This is a genomic window from Clostridium pacaense (genome assembly GCF_020709765.2).
GTDB lineage: Bacteria > Bacillota > Clostridia > Lachnospirales > Lachnospiraceae > Enterocloster > Enterocloster hominis.
This window is the reverse complement of record NZ_JAJFEB020000001.1, coordinates 315,333-338,586: the sequence shown is the minus strand read 5'-3', so window position 1 is coordinate 338,586 and position 23,254 is coordinate 315,333. Positions and strand designations below refer to the sequence as shown.

Annotated in this window: 28 protein-coding genes and 2 pseudogenes; 26 read left to right on the top strand and 4 right to left on the bottom strand. The window is 50.7% G+C overall.

Annotation, left to right across the window (positions count from 1 at the left end):
- The first annotated feature begins 61 nt into the window (after window positions 1–61).
- The 10 genes from LK536_RS31255 to LK536_RS31210 all read left to right on the top strand — a co-directional run bounded on the left by LK536_RS31255 (window position 62) and on the right by LK536_RS31210 (window position 8,312).
- Entirely contained in the window at window positions 62–940 is an 879-nt protein-coding gene (locus LK536_RS31255) for a YicC/YloC family endoribonuclease (RefSeq protein WP_008725474.1), read from the top strand.
- Window positions 941–970: 30 nt separating this feature from the next.
- The gene (gmk, locus tag LK536_RS31250) at window positions 971–1,603 is read left to right on the top strand and encodes a guanylate kinase (protein WP_227794930.1); all 633 of its coding nucleotides are present in this window, start codon (window positions 971–973) and stop codon (window positions 1,601–1,603) included.
- Between the two features lie 28 nt (window positions 1,604–1,631).
- The gene (gene rpoZ, locus LK536_RS31245; protein ID WP_008725479.1) at window positions 1,632–1,901 is read left to right on the top strand and encodes a DNA-directed RNA polymerase subunit omega; all 270 of its coding nucleotides are present in this window, start codon (window positions 1,632–1,634) and stop codon (window positions 1,899–1,901) included.
- A gap of 111 nt (window positions 1,902–2,012) precedes the next feature.
- Complete coding sequence (gene rimO, locus LK536_RS31240; protein ID WP_474912136.1) at window positions 2,013–3,359, top strand: 30S ribosomal protein S12 methylthiotransferase RimO; 1,347 nt, start codon at window positions 2,013–2,015, stop codon at window positions 3,357–3,359.
- Window positions 3,343–3,885: a CDP-diacylglycerol--glycerol-3-phosphate 3-phosphatidyltransferase gene (gene pgsA / locus LK536_RS31235; RefSeq protein WP_008725482.1), complete on the top strand. Its 543-nt coding sequence runs from the start codon at window positions 3,343–3,345 to the stop codon at window positions 3,883–3,885. The genes rimO and pgsA overlap by 17 nt, the downstream gene beginning before the upstream one ends.
- Window position 3,886: 1 nt before the next feature.
- Window positions 3,887–5,137, top strand: coding sequence for a competence/damage-inducible protein A (locus tag LK536_RS31230; protein WP_227794928.1), 1,251 nt, complete (start codon window positions 3,887–3,889; stop codon window positions 5,135–5,137).
- Window positions 5,138–5,139: 2 nt separating this feature from the next.
- Window positions 5,140–6,489, top strand: coding sequence for a hypothetical protein (locus tag LK536_RS31225; protein ID WP_227794927.1), 1,350 nt, complete (start codon window positions 5,140–5,142; stop codon window positions 6,487–6,489).
- 35 nt (window positions 6,490–6,524) lie between these two features.
- Window positions 6,525–6,863, top strand: coding sequence for a hypothetical protein (locus LK536_RS31220; RefSeq protein ID WP_331472076.1), 339 nt, complete (start codon window positions 6,525–6,527; stop codon window positions 6,861–6,863).
- Window positions 6,864–6,890: 27 nt separating this feature from the next.
- On the top strand, window positions 6,891–7,865 hold the full coding sequence (locus LK536_RS31215; protein WP_506092021.1) for a DUF2953 domain-containing protein: 975 nt from the start codon (window positions 6,891–6,893) through the stop codon (window positions 7,863–7,865).
- Window positions 7,866–7,883: 18 nt separating this feature from the next.
- A complete protein-coding gene (locus LK536_RS31210; RefSeq protein ID WP_008725492.1) occupies window positions 7,884–8,312 on the top strand; it encodes a GerW family sporulation protein in 429 nt (142 codons plus the stop codon).
- 433 nt (window positions 8,313–8,745) lie between these two features.
- Here the strand turns inward: LK536_RS31210 and rpmB are convergent, their stop codons facing one another.
- Entirely contained in the window at window positions 8,746–8,931 is a 186-nt protein-coding gene (gene rpmB / locus LK536_RS31205; RefSeq protein ID WP_007864321.1) for a 50S ribosomal protein L28, read from the bottom strand.
- Between the two features lie 169 nt (window positions 8,932–9,100).
- Here rpmB and LK536_RS31200 point away from each other — a divergent pair, with 169 nt between their 5' ends.
- Genes LK536_RS31200 through LK536_RS31185 form a run of 4 tightly spaced genes read left to right on the top strand, consistent with a single transcriptional unit; the run spans window position 9,101 to window position 12,547 of the window.
- Window positions 9,101–9,457 carry an Asp23/Gls24 family envelope stress response protein gene (locus LK536_RS31200; protein WP_007864323.1) on the top strand — a complete coding sequence of 119 codons (357 nt, stop codon included), beginning with the start codon at window positions 9,101–9,103 and terminating at the stop codon, window positions 9,455–9,457.
- Window positions 9,458–9,470: 13 nt separating this feature from the next.
- Window positions 9,471–11,171, top strand: a complete 1,701-nt coding sequence (gene fakA, locus LK536_RS31195; protein ID WP_227794925.1) for a fatty acid kinase ATP-binding subunit FakA — start codon at window positions 9,471–9,473, stop codon at window positions 11,169–11,171.
- A 44-nt stretch (window positions 11,172–11,215) separates the two neighbouring features.
- Window positions 11,216–11,824, top strand: a complete 609-nt coding sequence (locus LK536_RS31190) for a hypothetical protein (protein ID WP_008725503.1) — start codon at window positions 11,216–11,218, stop codon at window positions 11,822–11,824.
- Between the two features lie 18 nt (window positions 11,825–11,842).
- Entirely contained in the window at window positions 11,843–12,547 is a 705-nt protein-coding gene (locus LK536_RS31185) for a Bax inhibitor-1/YccA family protein (protein WP_008725505.1), read from the top strand.
- Window positions 12,548–12,600: 53 nt separating this feature from the next.
- Here the strand turns inward: LK536_RS31185 and LK536_RS31180 are convergent.
- A pseudogene (locus LK536_RS31180) lies at window positions 12,601–12,717 on the bottom strand (DUF6783 domain-containing protein); the annotation flags it as partial.
- On the opposite strand from LK536_RS31180, the pseudogene LK536_RS31175 reads away from it, so the two are divergent.
- The 4 genes and pseudogenes from LK536_RS31175 to LK536_RS31160 all read left to right on the top strand — a co-directional run.
- Window positions 12,694–12,813, top strand: a pseudogene (locus tag LK536_RS31175) (DUF6783 domain-containing protein); the annotation flags it as partial. The pseudogenes LK536_RS31180 and LK536_RS31175 sit on opposite strands and share 24 nt — an antisense overlap.
- A gap of 38 nt (window positions 12,814–12,851) precedes the next feature.
- Window positions 12,852–13,730: an ROK family protein gene (locus LK536_RS31170; RefSeq protein ID WP_227794924.1), complete on the top strand. Its 879-nt coding sequence runs from the start codon at window positions 12,852–12,854 to the stop codon at window positions 13,728–13,730.
- A gap of 24 nt (window positions 13,731–13,754) precedes the next feature.
- Complete coding sequence (gene recG / locus LK536_RS31165; protein ID WP_227794923.1) at window positions 13,755–15,812, top strand: ATP-dependent DNA helicase RecG; 2,058 nt, start codon at window positions 13,755–13,757, stop codon at window positions 15,810–15,812.
- 59 nt (window positions 15,813–15,871) lie between these two features.
- Window positions 15,872–16,387: a nitroreductase family protein gene (locus tag LK536_RS31160; RefSeq protein WP_227794922.1), complete on the top strand. Its 516-nt coding sequence runs from the start codon at window positions 15,872–15,874 to the stop codon at window positions 16,385–16,387.
- 120 nt (window positions 16,388–16,507) lie between these two features.
- Here the strand turns inward: LK536_RS31160 and LK536_RS31155 are convergent, their stop codons facing one another.
- Window positions 16,508–16,711 (bottom strand): alpha/beta-type small acid-soluble spore protein, encoded by a 204-nt coding sequence (locus LK536_RS31155; RefSeq protein WP_008725513.1) that lies wholly within the window; start codon window positions 16,709–16,711, stop codon window positions 16,508–16,510.
- A 203-nt stretch (window positions 16,712–16,914) separates the two neighbouring features.
- On the opposite strand from LK536_RS31155, the gene LK536_RS31150 reads away from it, so the two are divergent.
- The 7 genes from LK536_RS31150 (at window position 16,915) to LK536_RS31120 (ending at window position 21,360) form a co-directional block, all read left to right on the top strand.
- Window positions 16,915–17,262 (top strand): hypothetical protein, encoded by a 348-nt coding sequence (locus LK536_RS31150; RefSeq protein ID WP_506092020.1) that lies wholly within the window; start codon window positions 16,915–16,917, stop codon window positions 17,260–17,262.
- A gap of 32 nt (window positions 17,263–17,294) precedes the next feature.
- The gene (locus LK536_RS31145; protein ID WP_268886849.1) at window positions 17,295–17,429 is read left to right on the top strand and encodes a hypothetical protein; all 135 of its coding nucleotides are present in this window, start codon (window positions 17,295–17,297) and stop codon (window positions 17,427–17,429) included.
- Window positions 17,430–17,741: 312 nt separating this feature from the next.
- The gene (locus tag LK536_RS31140) at window positions 17,742–18,743 is read left to right on the top strand and encodes a reverse transcriptase family protein (protein ID WP_227794920.1); all 1,002 of its coding nucleotides are present in this window, start codon (window positions 17,742–17,744) and stop codon (window positions 18,741–18,743) included.
- A 55-nt stretch (window positions 18,744–18,798) separates the two neighbouring features.
- Complete coding sequence (locus LK536_RS31135; protein WP_008725519.1) at window positions 18,799–19,476, top strand: TIGR00266 family protein; 678 nt, start codon at window positions 18,799–18,801, stop codon at window positions 19,474–19,476.
- A gap of 138 nt (window positions 19,477–19,614) precedes the next feature.
- Window positions 19,615–20,172: a 16S rRNA (guanine(966)-N(2))-methyltransferase RsmD gene (rsmD, locus tag LK536_RS31130; RefSeq protein ID WP_008725521.1), complete on the top strand. Its 558-nt coding sequence runs from the start codon at window positions 19,615–19,617 to the stop codon at window positions 20,170–20,172.
- On the top strand, window positions 20,173–20,658 hold the full coding sequence (gene coaD, locus LK536_RS31125) for a pantetheine-phosphate adenylyltransferase (RefSeq protein WP_008725522.1): 486 nt from the start codon (window positions 20,173–20,175) through the stop codon (window positions 20,656–20,658).
- A gap of 75 nt (window positions 20,659–20,733) precedes the next feature.
- Window positions 20,734–21,360, top strand: a complete 627-nt coding sequence (locus LK536_RS31120) for an ATP synthase subunit B family protein (RefSeq protein ID WP_025482022.1) — start codon at window positions 20,734–20,736, stop codon at window positions 21,358–21,360.
- A 26-nt stretch (window positions 21,361–21,386) separates the two neighbouring features.
- Here the strand turns inward: LK536_RS31120 and LK536_RS31115 are convergent, their stop codons facing one another.
- Window positions 21,387–22,322, bottom strand: a complete 936-nt coding sequence (locus LK536_RS31115) for a nucleoside recognition protein (protein WP_227794919.1) — start codon at window positions 22,320–22,322, stop codon at window positions 21,387–21,389.
- Window positions 22,323–22,373: 51 nt separating this feature from the next.
- On the opposite strand from LK536_RS31115, the gene LK536_RS31110 reads away from it, so the two are divergent.
- Window positions 22,374–23,195, top strand: a complete 822-nt coding sequence (locus tag LK536_RS31110; protein ID WP_227794918.1) for a M23 family metallopeptidase — start codon at window positions 22,374–22,376, stop codon at window positions 23,193–23,195.
- Window positions 23,196–23,254: the final 59 nt, after the last annotated feature.

The window sequence follows — 23,254 nt, the reverse complement described above, 5'->3', positions numbered from 1 at the left end:
ATCCCCAGATGAATTATAATACTATCTAACTATGGATAAAAGCGAAAGAGAGGCATTCGTTATGTTAAAAAGCATGACTGGTTTCGGCAGGTGCGAGAATATAACCGATGAATATAGGATTTCTGTCGAAATGAAAGCCGTGAATCACAGATATCTGGACTTGAGTATTAAGATGCCGAAGAAGTTTAATTATTTTGAAGCTTCCATCAGGACCCTTCTTAAGAAATACATCCAGAGGGGAAAGGTTGACCTGTTCATCAACTATGAGGACTATACAGAAGGCAACATGTGCCTTAAGTACAACCGGGCGCTGGCAGCTGAATATATGGATTATTTCAACAAGATGGCAGAAGAATTCAGCATACAGAACGATGTGAAGGTTTCCACACTGGCCAAGTTCCCTGAGGTATTTTCCATGGAGCAGGCGCCGGACGATGAGGAACATCTGTGGGGGATCCTGTCAGCGGCACTTGAGGAGGCTGCGGTGAAGTTCGTGCAGTCCAGGGAGGTGGAAGGAGAGCATTTAAAGAATGACCTTCTGGGCAAACTGGATTATATGACCGGCCTGGTGGATTACATTGAAGAGCGTTCACCCCAGATACTGACAGAGTACAGGGCCAAGCTGGAGGCCAAGGTCCAGGAGCTGTTAAACGGCACAGCCATAGATGAGGGCCGGATTGCGGCGGAAGTTACCATTTATGCGGATAAAATCTGCGTGGATGAGGAGACGGTACGTCTGAGAAGCCATATTGAGAACACGAGGAAGGACCTGTTAAGCGGCGGGAGCGTTGGACGTAAGCTGGATTTCATTGCCCAGGAGATGAACCGGGAAGCCAACACCATCCTTTCCAAGTCCAGCGACCTGTCGATTTCGGACAAGGCCATTGCCCTTAAGACCGAGATAGAAAAGGTCAGGGAGCAGATACAGAATATCGAATAAAATGCAGCACGAAAGTCAGGAGAGTACACCATGAGCCATCAGGGAATATTAGTGGTTGTATCCGGTTTTTCCGGTGCAGGCAAGGGAACACTTATGAAGGAGCTGCTGAAGCAATACGATAACTATGCGCTGTCCGTATCAGCCACCACAAGGCAGCCCAGGGAAGGCGAAAAGGACGGGGAGGATTATTTCTTTGTCACAAAGGAGCATTTCCAGCAGATGATTGAGGAGAACAGACTGGTGGAATATGCCCAGTATGTCAATCATTATTACGGAACCCCAAAGGATTATGTTGAGAAGAAGATGGCACAAGGCAAGGATGTGATCCTGGAGATTGAAATCCAGGGCGCCCTGAAAGTCAAAAAGCGTTTTCCGGACGCGCTGCTTCTCTTTGTGACGCCTCCCAGTGCAGAGGAACTGCGCCGCCGTCTGGTTGGACGCGGCACGGAGACCATTGAGGTCATTAACGCAAGGCTGCGCCGCGCGGCAGAGGAGGCGGCAGGTATGGAGGCATATGATTATCTGCTGATTAACGATGAAATCCAGTCCTGTGTGGAGCAGATGCATCAGCTGATCCAGCTCCAGCACAATAAGACCTCCTATCACCTGGATTTCTTGAGCAGGATGCGGGAAGATTTATATCACTTGGATGACAGAAAATAAAATATAAAGATTGAAAGGGGAATGTAATATGTTACATCCATCATACACCGATTTAATTGACGTAGTTAACAGCGATATCGAGCCAGGAGAGCAGCCTGTGGTACAGAGCCGCTATTCCATTGTCATTGCAGCTTCCAGACGTGCCAGACAGATCATCGGGGGGGAAGACCCCATGGTAAGCGGCGCCGCAGGCAAGAAGCCGCTGTCCATAGCCATTGACGAACTGTACCACCAGAAGGTGAAAATCCTTCCGGAAGAGGAAAACCCATCTGAGGAAGATGAGAACCAGAACGCATAAAATCATAAGCCGTCTCCTGTACACCGCAGCAGGCAGGGTCATTCCCGGCACTGCGGGCACAGCAGAGATGGCTTAAATGTTCATTAGGAGTAAATTTGACATATGGAAAACATGAAATTATTTTGCGTGTCCCTGGGATGCGATAAGAACCTTGTGGATACGGAGAAAATGCTGGGACTGCTGGGCGGGACCGGTTTTACATTTACAGATGATGAGATGGAAGCGGATGTAATCCTGGTCAACACATGCTGCTTTATCGGCGACGCCAAGGAAGAAAGTGTGAATACCATCCTGGAAATGGCGCGTTTAAAGGAAGAAGGGGCCTGCAGGGCCTTGATCGTGACAGGCTGCCTGGCCCAGCGATATAAGCAGGAAATCCTGGATGAGATTCCTGAGGTGGATGCCATCCTGGGCACCACGTCCTATGAGGATGTGGCTGGGATTGTGAAACAGGTGCTGGAGGGCAAGGGAATCACCCATCTGACCAGCTTCCATGACCTGGGGGAACTTCCTGACACCCAGGCGGGACGGGTAGTGACCACGGGCGGATATTATGCGTTCTTAAAAATAGCGGAAGGATGTGATAAGCGCTGTACCTACTGCATCATCCCCTATCTGAGGGGGCCTTACCGCAGTGTGCCCATGGAGCAGCTTCTGGAGGAAGCCAGGCAGCTGGCCAGCGGCGGGGTAAAGGAACTGATCCTGGTAGCCCAGGAAACCACCCTTTACGGCAAGGATATCTATGGTGGGAAGTCCCTTCCAAAGCTGCTGCATGAGCTGGCGCAGATTCCGGGCATCCAGTGGATACGGATCCAGTACTGTTATCCGGAAGAGATTACGGACGAGCTGATTGAAGCCATACGCTCAGAAGAAAAGGTCTGTCATTATCTGGACATCCCAATCCAGCACGCCAGCAACCGGATCCTTAAGCGCATGGGGCGAAGGACCAACCGTGAGGAACTGACGGAACGCATTGCGAAGCTGCGAAAGGAGATACCGGATATAGCGCTGCGCACCACCATGATTTCCGGGTTCCCGGGGGAGACCCAGGCAGACCATGAGGAGCTGATGGACTTTGTCAATGAGATGGAATTTGAACGGCTGGGGGTATTTGCCTATTCCGCAGAGGAGGACACCCCTGCATATTCTTATCCGGACCAGGTGCCCCAGGAGGTGAAGGAGGAACGCAGGGATGAAATCATGGAACTGCAGCAGGACATTGCCTTTGGACACTGTGAGGACATGGTGGGACGTATCCTGACCGTGCTGATTGAAGGGAAGGTGGTGGATGAGCCTGTCTATGTGGGAAGGACTTATATGGATGCCCCGGGTGTGGACGGACTTATATTTGTGAATGCTGAGATGGAACTGATGTCTGGCGACTTTGTAAGGGTAAAGGTGACCGGAGCCGCTGAATATGATCTGATAGGAGAGGTGTACGATGAATCTGCCCAATAAACTGACGATTGTAAGAGTGTGTTTGATTCCTTTTTTTGTAGCTGCACTGCTGTTTGACCATGGCAATAACTATACCATGCGTATTGTTGCCAATGTCCTGTTCATCATTGCCAGCCTTACGGACCTGTTTGACGGCAAGATTGCCCGCAAATACAACATGGTCACTAACTTTGGCAAGTTCATGGACCCCCTTGCGGATAAGCTTCTGGTGTGTTCCGCCCTTATCTGCCTGATTGAACTGGGACAGCTTCCAGCCTGGGTCGTGATTGTGATCATCAGCCGCGAGTTCATCATCAGCGGCTTCCGTCTGGTCGCGGCTGACAACGGCGTGGTGATTGCCGCCAGCTACTGGGGCAAGTTCAAGACCACCTTCCAGATGATTGCGGTCATCCTGCTGATATTTGATATCCCGGCCCTGCGCCTGGTTGCCAATATAACCGTGGTGATTGCAGTGGCCCTGACCATCATCTCACTGGTGGACTATGTGGCCAAGAATTACAGGATTCTCACTGAGGGAGGCATGTAGGATGACGGCGGAACTGATTTCAGTGGGCACCGAACTGCTGATGGGGAACATTGTGAACAGCAACACCCAGTTCCTGGCGGAGAAGTGTGCCCTTCTTGGATTTGATATGTATTACCAGGTGACAGTGGGGGATAATTACGGCCGGATGAAGGCTGTGATTGAGACAGCCCTTGAGCGCTCGGACCTTATCATACTGACCGGGGGCCTCGGCCCCACGGAAGATGACCTGACAAAGGAAGTATGCGCTGAGGCCATGGGCATGGAGCTGGTGGAAGACCCGCATACAAGGAAGCATCTGGAAGCATTTTTTGTCAACAATATATACAAGGAGATACCTGATAACAATTGGAAGATGGCTGCCGTCCCAAAGGGGGCGCTGGTCCTTGATAACCATAACGGCATGGCACCGGGACTGATCCTGGAACGGGACAACAAGACCGCCATCCTGCTGCCGGGGCCTCCGGGAGAACTGTACCCCATGTTCAATGACCAGGTGTTCCCGTGGCTTCAGAAGCGCCAGCAGTCCGTCCTTGTATCCAGGATGGTAAAAATCTGCGGATGCGGCGAGAGCCAGGTGGAGGATATGATCCTGGACCTGATTGACAGCCAGACCAACCCTACCATTGCAACGTATGCCAAGACCGCTGAGGTGCATCTGCGCATCACGGCCAGGGCTGGGGACAGGGAACAGGCCGAGGCGCTGATTGAACCGGTGCTGGTGGAAATCAGCAGGCGGTTCAAGGAGAAAATCTATACCACGGATGAGAAGGTCAGCCTGGAGATGGCGGTGGTGGAGCTGTTAAAGAAGCATAAGCTTACCATGTCAACGGCTGAATCCTGTACAGGAGGCATGGTTGCAGCTAAGCTGGTCAATGTTTCCGGCGTGTCCCAGGTGTTCATGCAGGGCATGGTCACCTATTCCAATGAAGCCAAGATGCGTCTTCTAGGAGTGAAGGAAGAGACACTTAGGGCTTACGGGGCGGTCAGCGCACAGACAGCCGCTGAGATGGCGGCAGGAGGCGCTGCCATGAGCCGGACCGATGTCTGCGTGGCCATCACAGGCCTTGCCGGGCCGGACGGCGGCACGGATAAGAAACCGGTGGGACTTGTATATATGGCATGCTGTCTTAAGGGAAAGGTAACGGTGCAGGAATATCATTTTAAGGGAAACAGGGATAAGATACGGGAACAATCCATGATGAAGGCCCTTGATCTGGTGCGTCTGTGTATATTAGAACAGGGAGATTGTTGACATTGCAGACAAAAAGAATGAAACGACAGCTTTCAGCGGCCTGCCATTATTCCTATACACGGCTGGCCCTGAATTATTATATGTATTATGAGACTTCGCTGGAGGACTCATTACTGGACAACAGGCTGGAGCCGCTTAACGCGGCTTTTCACGGCCTGCTGCGGGGATTCCTGGATGGAACCTGCCCAGAGGACGCCCTGGAGGAACTGAGGAACCAGGTGGCGGCGGAGATGGAGACAGCCACTGCCTATACCGATGCATTCCAGGCATACGAGTATGTGCTGAACCGGCTGGAGGGGAGGTTTGCGCCGCAGCCAGTAGGAAACATGGCGGGGGAAGACCACGATGAAGCCATGACGGAACGCATCATGGGATATATCACGGATTCGCAGGATGCCATGACGGTGAATGAACGGATCCGTTCTGTCCTTGGGCAGCTTCCGGTCCGTCTGACCAGGAATAAATTCTTTTCACTGGTGGAGGAAGGGCTTTCGGTATACCGCGGCAGTACCAGGGAAAGCCTGGATGACATGTTCTATATCCTGCGCTCTGAGGCCCTGCTGTATGTTCCTGCCGATATGGTGACCGGTTACGAGGAGCTGCATTCCATCCTGGAGGAGTTAAGGACAGCGGACTACCGGTCCATGACACCGGAATCCTACCGGCACCTTACGGATGAGATGAAGCGGGCCGGCCATATGCTGATGGACGACACGGCAGAGCTGATGCTTCTGATGGAGCTGGTGAATGACCTGTATGTGCTTTTTATCTCCAGGGACAGCGCCATGATGGAGGTTTCCGAAGAACAGTGCCTGAACCGGATCCTTTCAGGAATCCTGTCTTTATTTGAGGCGGGAACGGATGCACCTATCCCGGATGGGATCACAGGGCTTTTGGACAGGCTGGAAGGACGCCAGGAAGCTTATTTTGAACAGTGGATGGAGGACGGGCTTTCGTCCGGTGAACTGAGGGATATAAAAGGCCAGGAGGGCGAAGCCTCAAAGCTATATAAGGTGGAGATGCTCCTGTCAGGAAGTTCCTTCATGTCCCTTGCGTCTGCTGGACAGGAGTCAGGGGAGCTTGTGGACCAGGCAATGCTTTCAGCAGCAGCCAGCCGGTTCTTTGAAGAGTTTTCCTCTGCCTTTGAGGGGCAGCCAAGGGTGCTGGTGCGTGCCGTCATGGCCAAGGTCCTTTCCAGCCTTCCGGTATTCTTCCAGTCGCTGGATGAGGTACGGGAATATATCAGGAACAGTCTGGAAAGCTGTACGGATTACATGGAAAAAGCAATTACCATGAAGCTGATCACAGACATGATGGAGCAGGAAGACCTGGAACCGGATGATATATTTTAGGCGCATTGATTAAATGTGACAGGAGAGATGAAGGCATGCGCTGGTGGAAGCATTTGTATATGGGTGACAGGGCTTTAAAGAACAGGGCCAAAGTCCTTATGGGAATCCGTGAGGGAAAGACAACCCCGGACATATATGTGATTACTCTTCCTGAGAGTGGGAATCATATACTTGACATACGTCCTGTCCTGCTGCTGACGGAAAAGGAACGGGAAGATGACAGTTTCCTTATTCTGGGGGTGGCAAAAGGGTATGGGGAAGCCGGTGAGGTGGTCAGGTCCATGGTAGACGACATGTACCGCGCCACAGGGGCATTTGACTGGAATGCATACATGGGATATCTGGACGCCGCAGACAGACGGGATGATATTTAAGGAGGGAAAATGATCCATATTCTGCTTATGATATTAAAAATAATCGGAATCATCCTTCTGGTCATCCTGGGAATCCTGCTGGTGCTCATACTTGCCGTACTGTTCGTTCCGGTCCGGTATAAGGCTGATTTTTCCTGGCATGGGGAGCCGGATCTGTCCCTGAAGGCCAGCTGGTTTTTGCATCTGCTTTCCTTCCGCGCGATTTATACGAAGGAGGGCCTGAAGTTCGTGGTCAGGGTCCTGGGCATCAACCTGTTAAGGAAGCATGACAGGGATGCCTTAAAGGACGCGGCGGATGCGGTGAAAGACGGGACGGAGGATGTCCTGGGCCAGGAGGAACAGACCCTGTATGATGAACTGGAGGAGGACGAGGCCAATTTCAGGAAATCAGCGCAGGAGCGGAAGGCTTCGGGCGGATACGTGGAAACGGATGAAGGAAATACATCCGGTGGAACACAATCCGAAGGAACCAAGGCCCCGGATGATCCGGAGACGGACGGGGAGAAGGCGTTCGGGAAGGATGCTGCACCTGCTTTTGGAAAACTTCTGTCCCTTCCCGGGCGGATTAAGTCCCGGGTAAAGGCCCTGTGGGAGAAACTTAGGTTTTCTTTTACCCGCATCCGTGATAAGCTAAAAGGGATGCAGGCGTTTGCGCTGGACAAGAAGGCATGGCTGGAGGATGAGAAGAACCAGGCCAGCCTTAAGCTGCTTTACAGGCAGGTGAAACGGCTGATTGCCCATATCTGGCCGCGAAAGGGTAAGGGAAGCGTCACATTCGGCTTTGACGACCCCTATACCACGGGACAGGTGCTTCAGGCCGTAAGCCTGATTTATCCGTTCTTTCATAAACAGCTTGCCGTATACCCTGTGTTTGATGACAAGGTATTGGATGCAGAGGGTAGTTTTAAGGGCAGGGTACGTCTGGCCTATCCTTTGTGGCTGGCATTTCAGGTGTTCATGGATAAACATACCCGCAGGATGATCCGCGGTTTTATAAAATAAAAGAGAAGAGGACATACTATGGCAGAGAATCAGTTCACATCTACAATAGAAACATTATTCAAGGGCATGGACCAGTTTGTCACCACCAAGACCGTGGTGGGAGAGCCTGTGCAGGTTGGAGAGACCATCATTGTCCCCCTCATTGACGTAACCTGCGGAATGGCGGCCGGAGCATTTGCAGAAGGCGCAAAACAGAAGCAGAAGGGCGGAGGAGGAATGAGCGCCAAGATGAGCCCCAGCGCTGTCCTTGTAATCCAGAACGGGGTCACCAAGTTAGTCAATGTGAAGAACCAGGATGCCATCACGAAGGTGATTGACATGGCTCCGGACTTCATCAATAAGTTCATGGGCGGCAAGCCGGCGGTGTCGGATGAGACCGTGCAGGCTGCAAAGGACACTGCATCTGCCTATGATACGGGTAAAACCGAACACATGGATATAAAGTGACTGAAGGAAATGGATCCGGCAGGTAAAATAAGCGGCAAAGGTAATGAATCCCGGATTTCTGCATATGATGAAGTATAGCTTGTTGCAGAATGGGGGATATGATTAAGATATGAGAAGAATATGCGGTCTTATGCTGTTCTGCTTCGGATTTGGGATGGCAGTGCTGCTCTTTATTCCGGAGACAATCTTTACTTTCCTGTTCGTTATCGGCTGTCTTGTATTGGGATATAATCTCTTTTGCTGTTGATGGAGCGGTTCGAAGAGGAAGTAAGATAGGTATACAGGGCCATCCTGCAGTATCTAGTACTGCAGGGTGGCTTTTTGGCGCGGAAGCCCTTTTTATAAACAGATTCTTTTATAAACAATTAAAGAAGGCATTGTAAAAGCTGTTAAGCTTCACAATGCCCTCAGACGCTACCCGGATTCTGTTTCATTAAGCCCTCTCTACAAGGCCTGAACGTAAGCAGGAAGTACATACGTACATTCTCTGGGTTCCACCGTTAACCTTGACTTTAACGGACTTAACATTAGCTTTCCACATCTTGTTGGATCTTCTATGGGAATGGCTCACTTTGTTACCGAAATGAGCTGCCTTTTCACAGATTACACACTTAGCCATACTATTGCACCTCCTTAGCACGTTACTTGAATTCTTCCATTAAGAAAAATCCACAACAAATGTATGATACCAGAAAGTGATAAAATTTGCAAGTGAAAAAACAAAAATTTATTTCTTTTTTTCAGAAAATAGTGTATACTGTCTCTAGTAAATGAATGGAGGCATGTGTATGAAGGGAAGAATCAGCAATAAGATGGGCGAAATACAGATCAACCCGGACGTGATTGCTTTATATGCAGGAACCATAGCGGTAGAGTGTTTTGGCATTGTCGGGATGGCGGCAGTCAGTATGAAGGACGGGCTGGTCAAACTGCTTAAAAGAGAGAGCCTGACCCATGGAATTAATGTGGTTATTAATGATAACAGGATATCCTTTGATTTTCATGTAATCGTATCCTATGGGGTCAGCATATCCGCAGTATCTGACAACTTAATCGAAAGCGTGAAATATAGAGTAGAGGAATTCACCGGCATGGAGGTTGAGAAAATCAACATCTTTGTGGAAGGTGTGAGAGTGATTGATTAGGAGGAAGTAACTTGTGGGTATAAGTACAATTGATGCCGGGAAATTAAAGAACGCCTTCCTGGCAGGAGCAAAAGGCCTGGAGGCCAAGAAAGACTGGATTAACGAACTGAATGTGTTCCCTGTACCTGACGGGGACACGGGGACGAATATGACGCTTACGATCATGGCAGCCGCAAGGGAAGTGGCAGAACTGGAGAATCCGACCATGGACCAGCTGGCAAAGGCCATTTCCTCAGGTTCCCTAAGAGGGGCCAGGGGTAATTCGGGGGTTATCCTTTCACAGCTATTAAGAGGCTTTACAAAGGAAATAAAATCCGTAACAGAGATTGATACCACAACCCTGGCCAACGCCATGGTGAGGGGGACTGAAACAGCATACAAGGCTGTCATGAAGCCCAAGGAAGGAACCATACTGACGGTTGCAAAGGGCATGTCGGATAAGGCCCTTGAGATGGCATCCAAGACAGATGATATAGAGGAATTTGCAAGGGAAGTCATTGCTTACGGCGACTATGTACTGGACCAGACGCCGGAGATGCTTCCCGTGTTAAAGCAGGCAGGCGTGGTGGATTCCGGCGGCCAGGGCCTGATGCAGGTGGTGAAAGGCGCATTTGACGGACTCACAGGCAGGATGGCCGATGTTTCGCTGGATGCGGTTCCTGAGCAGAAGGGACCGGCGGCGCAGAAGCCCCAAACAGCCTCCCTGACGGATATTGACACGGCAGATATCAAGTTTGGATACTGCACGGAATTCATCATCAATCTGGAAAAGGATTATTCAGACCAGGATGAAAACCAGTTAAAGTCCTATCTGGAATCCATCGGTGACTCACTTGTGGTTGTGTCGGATGACGAGATTGTGAAGGTACACGTGCACACCAACCATCCGGGGCTTGCATTTGAGAAAGCCCTGACCTACGGTTCCCTGTCCCGCATGAAGGTTGACAACATGAGGGAGGAGCATCAGGAGCGTATCATCAAGGACTCCGAACGGCTGGCAAGGGAACAGGCGGCCGGGAATGACGGGGATGTGGGGCAGCCTTCAAACGAGCGCAAGACATACGGATTCATAGCAGTGTCAAGCGGCGACGGCCTCAGTGAGATATTTAAGGGAATCGGTGCGGATTACCTGATTGAAGGGGGGCAGACCATGAACCCCAGCACGGAAGATATGCTCAACGCCATCGATAAGGTGAACGCAGACAATATTTTCATACTCCCCAATAACAAGAACATCATCATGGCGGCCCAGCAGGCAAGGGACCTGACTGAAGATAAGAACATTATCGTCATTCCTTCCAAAACAGTGCCCCAGGGAATCACCGCCCTTGTAAACTTCATGCCTGACCTGTCAGCCGAGGATAACCTGGCTGCCATGACAGAGGAGATGGACAATGTAAAGACGGCCCAGATAACCTATGCGGTACGCACCACCAATATCGACGGAATGGAGATAGAGGAAGGGGATATCATGGCTATCGGGGACCATGGGATGCTGGCAGCCGGCAAGTCCGTGGAACGGGTGGCAATGGATGCCTTAAAGTGCATGCTGGATGATGACTGCGAACTGGTCACCGTATATTATGGAAGCGATGTGGTTGAGAATGCGGCAAAAGCCCTGGTGAGCCAGGCTGAGCAGATGTATCCGGATAAGGAGATTGAACTTCAGTACGGAGGGCAGCCCATTTATTATTATATGATTTCCGCGGAATAAAGACAGCGGAGTAAAGACAAAGGAATGATAAGAGGACAGAATATATGGCAAGGTGGACGAGAGATGAAAGGCTGGACCAGCCCCAGGACTTTGTCCGGTTCATGATGGAGGATTATCTGAATAAAGGCGGGTTTAAAAAGAAAATCCATAAAGGTGAGGAAGTGTGGCAGGAGGGTGAGGGATTCCTGGCCTCCGCACGGTTCATCCGGTACGAATATTCCGATGGCCTGTTCCATCTGGAGGCATGGATTGGCAAGCGCAGGGAGAATGCCCTGAAGGGATTTGTGGGCGCGTTGCCCAAGAAGATGTTCAGGGAAAGCCTGGAGGAACTTATCCGGCTCCTGCACCAGCCGTTACCGGAGGCCCGGGAAGGGGAAGCCGGAAGGGTGGTCACCATACAGGTGCCTGACCACGCAAAGTATGCGGTACCGGCCATGGTTGTTTCCATCGTGGGGATCATAGTGGGGCTCATGCTGTCGCCTTTGGGAGGAATCCTTCTTGGGAGCGTGGGGATTTCACTTGGGCAGAATGCCAGGAACTCCAGTAAGGGCAATATTGCCAGGGCCTCCGTCATCCTGGGGACAGTGGCCGTGATAGCCGCCCTTGTGGGCTATATACTTAATATGATATTTTTGTTTTCATTTTTTAAATAAAGAGAGGAGAGATGATATATGAATGAAGAGATGATGAACCGGTCCTATGAAGTACAGGTAGAGAGGGAGTCCCTTGGACGCTACACGGCCAAGACTTTTGGCTGGATGTTTGCCGGCCTTCTGATTACCTTTGCGGTTGCGGTGGGCGGATTGTTTACAGGCGCCATAGCATATGTGTACTCCATTCCTTACTGGTACTATATCCTGTTTGCAGCTGAAATCGGCGTGGTCCTGTTCCTTTCAGCCAGGATTGAGAAGATGTCCGTGGGATTGGCAAGGACCATGTTTTTCCTGTATGCCGTATTGAACGGACTTGTGTTCTGCGCATATCTGATTATTTTTGACCTGACCATCCTGTGGATGGTATTCGGGATCACTTCCGTGTTCTTTGGAATCATGGCCCTTATTGGCTGGTTTGGGAATATCAACTTTGCAAAGCTCCGTCCATTCATGGTCGGCGGATTGATTTTCCTGGTGTTCTACTGGCTGCTGGCCATGTTTATCGATTTGAGCGCATTTGAAACAGGGGTATCCATGTTCGGCATTTTCCTGTTCCTGATTTTCACTGCCTATGATACGAAGAAAATCCAGGCATATTATGAGTACTATGGCCAGGTTCCGGAGATGGCTGCCAAGGCTTCCATTTTCTCTGCGCTTCAGCTTTACCTGGATTTCATCAACCTGTTCATCTATCTGCTGCGCGTGCTGGGCCGCAGGAAATAAACAATCATTAAAATCTATTGCCGGTTTCTTTAAGGCCCTGACAGTGTATTCTGTCAGGGCCTGATGCAATTTAATCTAAATCGTGTTTGAAAATTCATTCCCGCCATCTGCACGCCCCACTTTGCGGCATATTTGGTCCCGATTCAGTCAACGTAGCCCGCTACGCCTCCCTCATCGGGACCAAATCTCCCACAAAGTGTGACGCACAGCTGACGGAAAGCAATTTTCAAACACGCTCTAGCCAAAATCAGGAAATGATTGTATAATTCAATCATTGAATCACCACAATGAAAGGGGAACACATATGTTAATCGGAGCATTGGAAGCAGGCGGAACCAAGATGGTGTGTGCCATTGGAAAAGAGGACGGAACGATTCTGGAGCAGATATCAATCCCAACAACCACACCCGAGGAGACCATACCGAAGCTGATTGGGTATTTTCAGGATAAGGAGATTGAGGCGTTGGGAATCGGGGCCTTTGGGCCGGTGGATGTGAATACGGAGTCCGGGACCTTTGGATATATCCTGGATTCACCAAAGCTGGCATGGAGACACAAGGACCTGGTGGGAGGCCTGAAAAAGGCCCTTGGCATACCGGTGGGCCTTGACACGGATGTGAACGGTTCCTGTCTGGGTGAAGTGACTTACGGCTGCGCCAAGGGTCTTGACAGTGTCATCTATATCACCATTGGAACCGGCGTGGGAGTGGGCGTCTGGGTGAACGGCGGCCTGCTTCACGGCATGCTGCATCCGGAAGGAGGGCATATTTTCCTGCCGCGCCACCTGGAGGACCCGGACGGAGGCATCTGCCCTTATCACAGGAACTGCCTGGAAGGCTTTGCCAGCGGGCCTGCCATTGAGGCCAGATGGGGCAAAAAGGCAGTGGAACTGGTGGACATGCCTGAGGTCTGGGAACTTGAAAGCTACTACATCGCCCAGGCCCTGGTGGATTATATCCTGGTGCTGTCCCCACAGAAGATCATCCTGGGCGGAGGCGTCATGCATCAGGAGCAGCTGTTCCCCATGATTCGGGCCAAGGTGCTTGAGATGTTAAACGGATATATTAATACGGAGGAGCTGGGGGATATGGACAATTACATTGTTCCGGCCAGCCTTAAGGATAATCAGGGCATCATGGGATGCATCAAGCTTGGACTCAATGCCCTTGATGCATCACGATAGTTTTTCCAGGAGGTATATTGCTGCATGTTAAACGGACAGCCGGTCCACTCATTAAAGGGGATTGGTGAGAAGACAGGTAAATTATTTGAAAAGCTCGGCGTTTTCAGCATTGACGACCTGCTTTCCTATTATCCAAGGGCTTACGATACGTATGAGGCCCCGGTGAGCATCGGCCAGCTGAAGGACCAGACAGTGATGGCCGTGGAGTCGGTGCTTCTAAAGGGCGCTGACCTGGTCCGTTTGAACCATATCCAGATTGTGTCTGTACAGTTAAAGGATATTACCGGTTCCCTGCAGGTGTCCTGGTATAACATGCCTTATATGCGCGCCAACCTGAAATCAGGGGAGACCTATGTATTCCGGGGCCGGGTGGTGAGAAAGCGTGGAAGGCTGGTCATGGAACAGCCCGAGGTATTTACGCCCGAGGCGTATGAGGCGGTGGCCCATTCCATGCAGCCGGTCTATGGACAGACCAGGGGACTCAGCAATAAGACGATTGTAAAGGCACAGCAGCAGGCCCTTGAGGTGCGCAGGCTGGAACGGGAATATATGCCTGCCGGACTCAGAAGGAAGTATGAACTGGCGGAAATCAATTATGCCATGGAACACATCCATTTCCCGGCAGACCGCACGGAACTGCTGTTTGCCAGGAAACGCCTTGTGTTTGACGAGTTCTTCATGTTCCTGGTGGGCGTAAGGCGGATGAAGGAACACAGGGAGGATAAGCATTCCCCCTATGTGATTAAACGGGTGCAGGAGGCCAAGGCCCTTAAATCCTCCCTGCCCTACGCCCTTACAGGAGCCCAGGAACGTGCCCTGGAGGAAGTGTACAGGGACATGGAGGGCGGGCTGGTGATGAACCGCCTGATCCAGGGCGATGTGGGTTCCGGTAAGACCATCATTGCAATCCTGGCCCTGGTCCAGGCCGCATATAATGGATATCAGGGCGCCCTCATGGTGCCCACGGAGGTACTGGCAAGGCAGCATTATGAATCCATGATTTCCCTTTTTGAGGCCCATGGCATCACGAAGGTTCCGGTGCTTGTGACCGGATCCATGACTGCTAAGGAAAAGCGCCTGGCCTATGGTAAAATAGCTGGCCACGAAGCAGATATCATAATCGGGACCCATGCCCTTATCCAGGAAAAGGTGGTTTATGACAATCTGGCCCTGGTCATTACGGATGAGCAGCACCGGTTCGGGGTGGGACAGAGGGAACTTCTCAGCACAAAGGGACAGGAGCCCCATGTGCTTGTCATGAGCGCTACACCCATCCCAAGGACCCTGGCCATCATCATTTATGGGGATCTGGACATCTCCGTCATTGATGAACTTCCCCAGGGCCGCCAGGCCATCAGGAACTGTGTGGTGGACCCGGGATACCGTCCAAAGGCATATTCCTTTATCCAGAAACAGGTGGAGATGGGGCACCAGGCCTACATCATCTGCCCCATGGTGGAGGCCAGCGAGATGATTGAGGCCGAGAATGTGCTGGATTACACAAAGTCCCTGCGGACAGAGCTTCCCTCCCAAATCGCGGTGGAATACCTTCACGGGAAGATGAAGGCTAAGGAAAAAAATGCAATCATGGAACGGTTTGCAGCAGGAGGGATACAGGTACTGGTATCCACCACGGTCATTGAGGTGGGCGTCAACGTACCCAATGCCACGGTGATGATGATAGAAAATGCAGAACGCTTCGGCCTTGCCCAGCTCCACCAGCTCAGGGGACGTGTGGGACGTGGGAAAGCCCAGTCCTACTGCATCATGGTCAACTGCTCCCATGACAAGGATACGGGGGAACGCCTGGACATCCTGAACCGTTCCAATGATGGGTTCTATATTGCGTCAGAGGACCTTAAGCTCAGGGGGCCGGGGGATATCTTTGGACTCAGGCAGAGCGGGGACATGGAATTTAAGCTGGCTGATATTTTTACAGATGCCAATATCCTTAAACGGGTATCAGAGGAAGTGGACCGCCTTCTTGACATGGACCCTCAGCTGGAGCTGGAGGAACACAGGGAGCTGAAGCGGAAAATTGAGGATTATCTGGGCACGAATTACGAAAAGCTGAATCTATAAAGGATGCTTAAGAAGAGCCAAGGTATGCCGGCGCATAGGAATGAAAGGAGAAATGCAGGATGAACGAAACAATGAACGCCATACTTACCAGAAGAAGCACAAGGAAATTCCTGAACAAACCCATACCGGAGCAGGAGCTGCAGCAGATCATACAGGCCGCGCTTCACGCGCCCAGCGGCATGGGCAGGCAGACATGGCAGTTTACAGCGGTAAAAAACAGGGAGAAAATCCAGGAACTGGCTGCTGTGATCAGAAAAGTCCTTAAGAGGGACGGTTACGATATGTACCAGCCGGAGGCCATCATCATTCCAAGCAATGACCGTGAAAGCCCCTTTGGACGGGAGGATGACGCCTGCGCCATGGAAAATATATTCCTGGCAGCCCATTCCATGGGTATCGGCTCTGTTTGGATCAACCAGCTTCAGGGAATCTGCGACGAGCCATCCGTGCGTCAGGTACTCACATCCTTTGGAATACCTGAAAACCATGTGGTTTATGGATTGGCCGCATTGGGATATGCGGATGACGCCAAGGCTGAAAAGGAACGGATTGGCAAGGTTGTGATTGTGGATTAGGATATAAGCAATGAAATAAAATGAAAGTCCCCAGACCGTGTGTTCACATAGCCTGGGGACTTTCTGCTGTTTCCAGCAAGGTTCAGATCTTACTTCTTAAAACCTTCAGGACCGGAGGATTTATTTACCTGCCAGCTGACGCTCGTAAGACTCAATCATCTTCTTAACCATATAACCGCCTACGGAACCATTCTGTGCAGAAGTCAGGTTACCGTTGTATCCGTTGGTTAACGGAACACCGATTTCGTTGGCAACCTCCATCTTGAATCTGTCCATTGCTTCCTTTGCTTCTGGTACGTTTGTTCTGTTAGAATTGTTAGACATAATAAAACGCCTCCTTAAAATTTATTTGCCGCTTTTGTTTGAGTTGTGTGCGGCTTGTTTTGTGCTACAATCCTATTATGTGATGATTCAAAAATAATAAACTAGAAGGTTTTTCGTTTTTTGGCTAATTTTGGGAGAACGGTTTTACATGGACCATGGATTCGAATGAACAATGTTCATTGATAGCTTCATTTTAAAGTGCTATGCTGATAGTATCTTCCGATATCCGGTATATTAATATAGGACTGGATTTGAGAATGAGGATGATTGTTAACAGGAGGGAAAAGTATCACCTGTTCTTTCATAAGAAGGAAAACCACAGCCTCCACCAGCTTTTGTCCGCTGATCTGTGTGAGACGCTGAAACCATATATGGAAAAAAAGCTTTACAAAATGAAGGAAAAAGGACTGACGGACGCGGCGTGCATACCCATGGCGGCATCCTTCCTGCTGTACGGGGTATCGCCTGTGATTCTGGATGACGGGTATTCAACAGAGGACAAGGCGGATGGCATACGCGGTTTCATGGAACGGGTACTGAAATCGCGGTAGACATCGGAAGGTTTTCGGTGGTGGAAGAGGCCATGAAGGGTTTTGAAAAGGGAAATGTAGTCTCCGTGCCGGACCTGTCGGGAAAGCTGATAAAAATCCTGGCAGATTTCCTCCCTAAAAAAGCTTATTACAGGATGGCAGGCGGGTTTATGAAGAAAATCCTATAAAATCTTCCGGGATATAGTATGCCTTGGCAGGTTGCAACCCTGTCCAAGGTGTGATACAATAAAAAATCATAAAACAGCAGCGGAATGATAGCATTTCCGGAATCCTGAACGGATCCGGCCGGGCAGCGAGTCGCTGTCAGGAACATCATGATAGTAAGGCCGAAAGACCGTAATCTGCTCCAATGTACAACTGCACATTCCATGTGCACACGCCTGCGGCTTGTACATCTGCGCATCTTACGGAATCCCTTTTTGTATCATCCGCTGCTGTTTTGTGCTGTTTATAATGGACATTCATATGAGGAAAATAAAATGGGTGAACCGGATTTATGGAAATACTGTACGGCTGGACACTGCAGGGAAATGATCCTGTCCCTCCGCCTCCTGGAAGGGGAGGAGTGGACGGATGGGAGGATCCTTTCCTGTCTTTACGCAATCAGCAATCATACGGAGAAACATTACAGGAAACACAAGCTTGTGAAAAAGGACGGGGGCGTGCGGCATATCATGGCGCCTGACCCTGTTCTTAAGACTGTCCAGAGGAACATCCTGCACCATGTGCTGGAAGGTCTGGAGATTTCCCCCTGCGCCACGGCTTATCACAAAGGCGCATCGGTCCGGTTGAATGCCGCCTCCCATATGGATAAGCCGGTGGTGTTGAAGCTGGATATAAAGGATTTCTTTGGAAGCATTACCTTTCCCATGGTGCATCAGGGCGCCTTCAACAGCCGGTACTTCCCGGTTCCCGTGGGAACGCTCCTTACCTCCCTGTGCTGCTGCCAGGACCGCCTCCCCCAGGGTTCCCCTGCGTCCGCAGCCATATCCAACCTGGTGATGAGGCCTTTTGATACGTATATGGACGGCTGGTGCAGGGACAGGGGGATTGTTTATACCAGGTACTGTGACGATATGACATTTTCAGGGGATTTCAGTGCTTCCATGGTGTGGGGCAAGGCCAATGGATTTTTAGGGTCCATGGGCTTTGAACTTAATAAATCCAAAACAAAAATCCTTACCCGTCATGTGCGCCAGACCGTGACAGGAATGGTGGTCAATGATAAGGTCCAGGTTCCCCTTCCCTACAGGAGGGCGCTCAGGCAGGAGGTCCACTACTGCCTGAAATACGGGGTAAGGGAACATTTAAGGCATAGGGGCGAAAACGGATATCTGGCCATGGGGGAAGAGGGGGAATTAAGGTACCTGCAGTCCCTGTGCGGTAGGATAGGTTTCGTGCTGTCGTCAGACCCGGAGGATGAATGGTTCAGGGATGCGGCAGATGCAGTGACCGGAAATATTAAGACTTACTTAAAGTAATCCGCCATAACCTGTGTTATACTGAAAAACAGCATGATATAGGAGGAAAAACAGGATGGATTACAGGATACTTGGAGAGACACTGCCGGTTGTTGAGGTCAGGCTCAATGCCGGGGAGGCCATGTACACACAGTCCGGCGGCATGGCGTGGATGAGCGAGGGCCTGACCCTGGATTCAAATATAAAAGGCGGGCTGATGAAGGGGATAGGAAGGATGTTTACAGGGGAATCCCTGTTCATGGCCACCTATACGGCTGTCAGGCCGGATTGTATCATTGCGTTCGCATCCACGGTTCCGGGCAGGATACTGCCGGTGGATATGTCAAGGACCAGCCTTATATGCCAGAAGGGGGCATTCCTCTGCGCCCAGCCCACGGTTGAGGTGAGCACGGTATTCACAAAAAAGCTTTCCGCCGGTTTCTTTGGAGGGGAAGGTTTCATACTCCAGCAGCTGAAGGGCAGCGGTATGGCATTCCTGGAAGTGGACGGCGATGTGGTTGAGAAGACCCTGGCGCCGGGCGAGGTGATGAAAGTGGATACGGGTAATGTTTTTGCCTTTGAACCCACGGTGTCTTACGAGATTGAGACAATCAAGGGAGTGAAGAACATGCTGTTCGGCGGGGAAGGCCTGTTTCTTACCAGACTTACAGGACCTGGCAAGATATATATGCAGACCATGAACATTGCCGAATTCACGGGCAGGATTGCCCAGGGCCTGCCAACCTCAAACTAAGATGGGAACCACCCTTAAGGTATTGAAAAAAATGCTAAAAAATCCTTAAAACCCCTTGTATATCTGGAATTTTCATATTATACTTGTTTGGAATGAAATTTGCTGCGGATTAGCAGTATGGATAAACAGGAGCATTGAATGAGAGTAATCGCAGGCAGCGCCAGAAGGCTGCTTTTAAAGACAGTGGACGGGATGGATACCAGACCCACCACGGATAGAATAAAAGAAACATTGTTTAATATGCTGCAGCCCCAGATACCGGGCTGTCAGTTTTTAGACCTCTTTTCCGGCAGCGGTGCAATCGGAATAGAGGCTTTAAGCCGTGGCGCGGACCTGGCAGTGATGATAGAGAACAATCCCCAGGCCGTAGCCTGTATCCGGGAGAACCTGGGAACCACCAGGCTGGAGGAACGGGCCGTGGTCATGGCATGTGACGTGCTGACAGGCCTTAAGCGGCTGGAGGGACATAACTACAGGTTTGACCTGGTGTTCATGGACCCGCCCTATCATCATGGATATGAGGAGCAGGTGCTTGGATATCTGGCCCATTCACCGATGGTATCGGATGAAACCGTCTTTGTCATAGAGGCGTCCAGGGAAACTGATTTCGGATGGCTTGAGGAAAAAGGATACCACATGATAAAAAGCAAGGAGTACAAGACCAACAAGCATGTGTTTGCTGGCAGGGGAGAATAGATGAAGATAGCTGTTTATCCGGGCAGTTTTGACCCGGTTACATTAGGGCATTACGATATTATTGAGCGCACCTCCAAGATATTTGACAAGGTCATACTGGGAGTATTGAATAACAGGGCAAAATCCCCGTTGTTTTCTGCGGGAGAACGTGTTAATATGTTAAAGGAAGTGACTGCTTCCCTTCCCAATGTGGAGGTTCAGTCCTTTGAGGGATTATTGATTGATTTTGTACGCCAGAATGGCGCGGCCATCATTGTAAGGGGCCTGCGGGCCATCACGGATTTTGAATACGAACTTCAGCTGGCCCAGACCAACCGGGTGATTGCGCCTGAAGTTGATACCATATTTTTGACCACGAACCTTAAGTATTCTTACTTGAGTTCCAGCATTGTAAAAGAGATTGCGGAATACGACGGGGATATCAGCGAATTCCTTCATCCGGCCATTGCCGCCCGCGTGAGGGAGAAACTGAAGGAGAGAGGCTAGCACTGCGCTTATATGGCCCGGTATGCGGCGTTTGTCTGAGGATGGTTCTTTATCAGGATAAGGAGAAGAAGTAATATGATGAGTAGAATTGAGCAGTTAATCAGCGAGATTGAAGAATATATTGACAGTTGTAAATTCCAGGCATTATCCAACAGTAAGATTGTTGTTAATAAAGAAGAATTGGAAGAGCTGCTGGTAGAGCTCCGTCTCCGGATTCCGGATGAGATTAAGAAGTACCAGAAGATCATCAGCCAGCAGGATACAATCCTGGGAGAAGCCCAGGCCCAGGCAGATGCCATGCTGGAGGACGCCAAGAAACAGGCGGATTCCATGATGGCCCAGGTCAGTGAACAGACCTCGGAGATGATTAATGAACATGAAATCATGCAGCAGGCTTACGCCCATGCGGACCAGGTGGTGGAACAGGCCAGCATCCAGGCCCAGGCCATTGTGGATGCTGCCGTGAATGATGCCAACAATATCAGACAGAGTTCCATCCAGTATACGGATGACATGCTGCGCAGCCTTCAGACCATCATCAACCACACCATGGAAGGGGCCAAGGGCCGTTTTGATGCGTTCATGACCTCCATGCAGTCCAGCTATGACATCGTATCCTCCAACCGCAACGAGCTGTCAGGGGGAATTGTCCGTCAGGAAGAGCAGGAGATGCAGCAGGAACCGGACCAGGAACAGATGTAGTACAGGCATCCGACCATCTTCCCTTATCAGCGCATGGCCAGTACATAAAACAGGATAATGGATAATGCGCTGTGGATCAGCTTCCATAGCATATAGTGCCGGATGGAGAGTCCGGCATTTTTTAATACGCTCTTTGTCTGGAAGATGCCGGACAGGCCGCCAAAGGCAGCAGAGCCGATGATAAGCATTGCGCCGGACATTCCGGGCACACTGTGGGCAATGGCCTGTATGCCGGTGGTGATTTCCACGGCTCCCAAAAGGGCAGGGCGCAAAAGGGGAGGCATGGCAAAAGGAAATACGGTGAGGTACAGGGCAAGTATGGAAAAGAGCATGATGTATCCGCCGATTTTCACCATGGTCTCAAAGCAGCCCATCATATGGTCATCAAAGGAAAAGGGCTGATTAGCTGATTCGGTATTATCCGGTATGGGATAAGGATTCTTTTTGTAGTGATAGCATTTCCTTGCTAATATGGATATGGGAAGAACGGGAAGGTACAGGGCCGCAGCAACCGCCCATATGGGATAGGAGGCCGCAATGCCCGGAATCACCCGGATCTGCGCCAGCACGTAGCCAAGGACAAACATGGGGCTGGGATGGTTGCTGATGGCCAGTAGGTATTGCCCCTCCTCACCCGGAATCCGCCCGCTGTCCATGAACTCGCTGGTGGTCTTGGCGCCCATGGGATATCCGCATAAAAGGCCGCTCATCAGGCAGAAGCTTCCCTGGTCCGAAAGCTGTAATACCTTTGAAAGGACTGGTTTAAAGGGGCCTGTGAGTATGTGGATGGCGTTAAGGGCAACAATCACGCCGGAGCATATCATGAATGGGAGAAGGGTGGGGAGGACCACATTGCCCCAGAGAAGGATGCCCTGTCTCGCGCCCTCCAGTGCAAGTCCCGGATTGAACAGAAGCATGAGCAGGCACAGGACGGACAGATAGCCTAAGATGGATTTTTTCATAAGCACCTGAATACAATGATTTATACAATATATTGTAAAGGGTGGCGGGCTATGCCTTTGATTCTCATATTACTGCTGGCAGTGTTCCAGTGTTCCATTACCAATTACCTGATCATGAATCCTGATTATTACCAGCTTGGCCCCTATACCTGGGAAAGCGGGGAATTCAGGTCAATGAAGCTGGGAACCATGCTGGCGGAGAAGAAGGCCATTGATTATGACATGCTTACCACGCTTATGATAGAGCACGATTATGACCTGACCGGGGTGGAGGACAGCTCCTACAGCAATACGCTCCTTATGGCTGCCAGGCCCGCTGATTACAGGAAGCTGCGGCAGGCATATGAGACCGTGATGGGGGACCTTAAGTATTTTCCGGTGCCGTTAAGCTCTGATAAGGGAACGCCGGACGTGGTCTATGAAAATGGATGGCTGGAGGGGCGCAGTTACCGGACGGACGGCGAAAGCCAGGGCCAGCGCCACCATGAGGGCTGCGATATCATGGGTTCCAAAATGCCCAGGGGATATTATCCGGTTGTCAGTATGAGCGACGGGATTGTGGAGCGGATTGGATGGCTGGAGATGGGGGGATGGCGCATCGGGATCCGAAGCCCGGGCGGGGCATATCTTTACTATGCCCATCTGTACGGTTATGCCAGGGATTTTAAGGAAGGGGACCAGGTGAAGGCCGGGGAACTGCTGGGCTATATGGGGGACACTGGATACGGGAAGACGGAAGGCACCACCGGGAATTTTGATGTGCACCTCCATCTTGGCATCTATATCAAGACGGACCATCTGGAGGAAATGAGCGTGAATCCGTACTGGATTCTCCGGTATCTGGAAAAAGGGCGGCTGACATTTACATATTAGAGTGGCCTGGCCAGGTGAATTGTGATATGATAAGTAGGATTATAGGATGGATGAGGTAA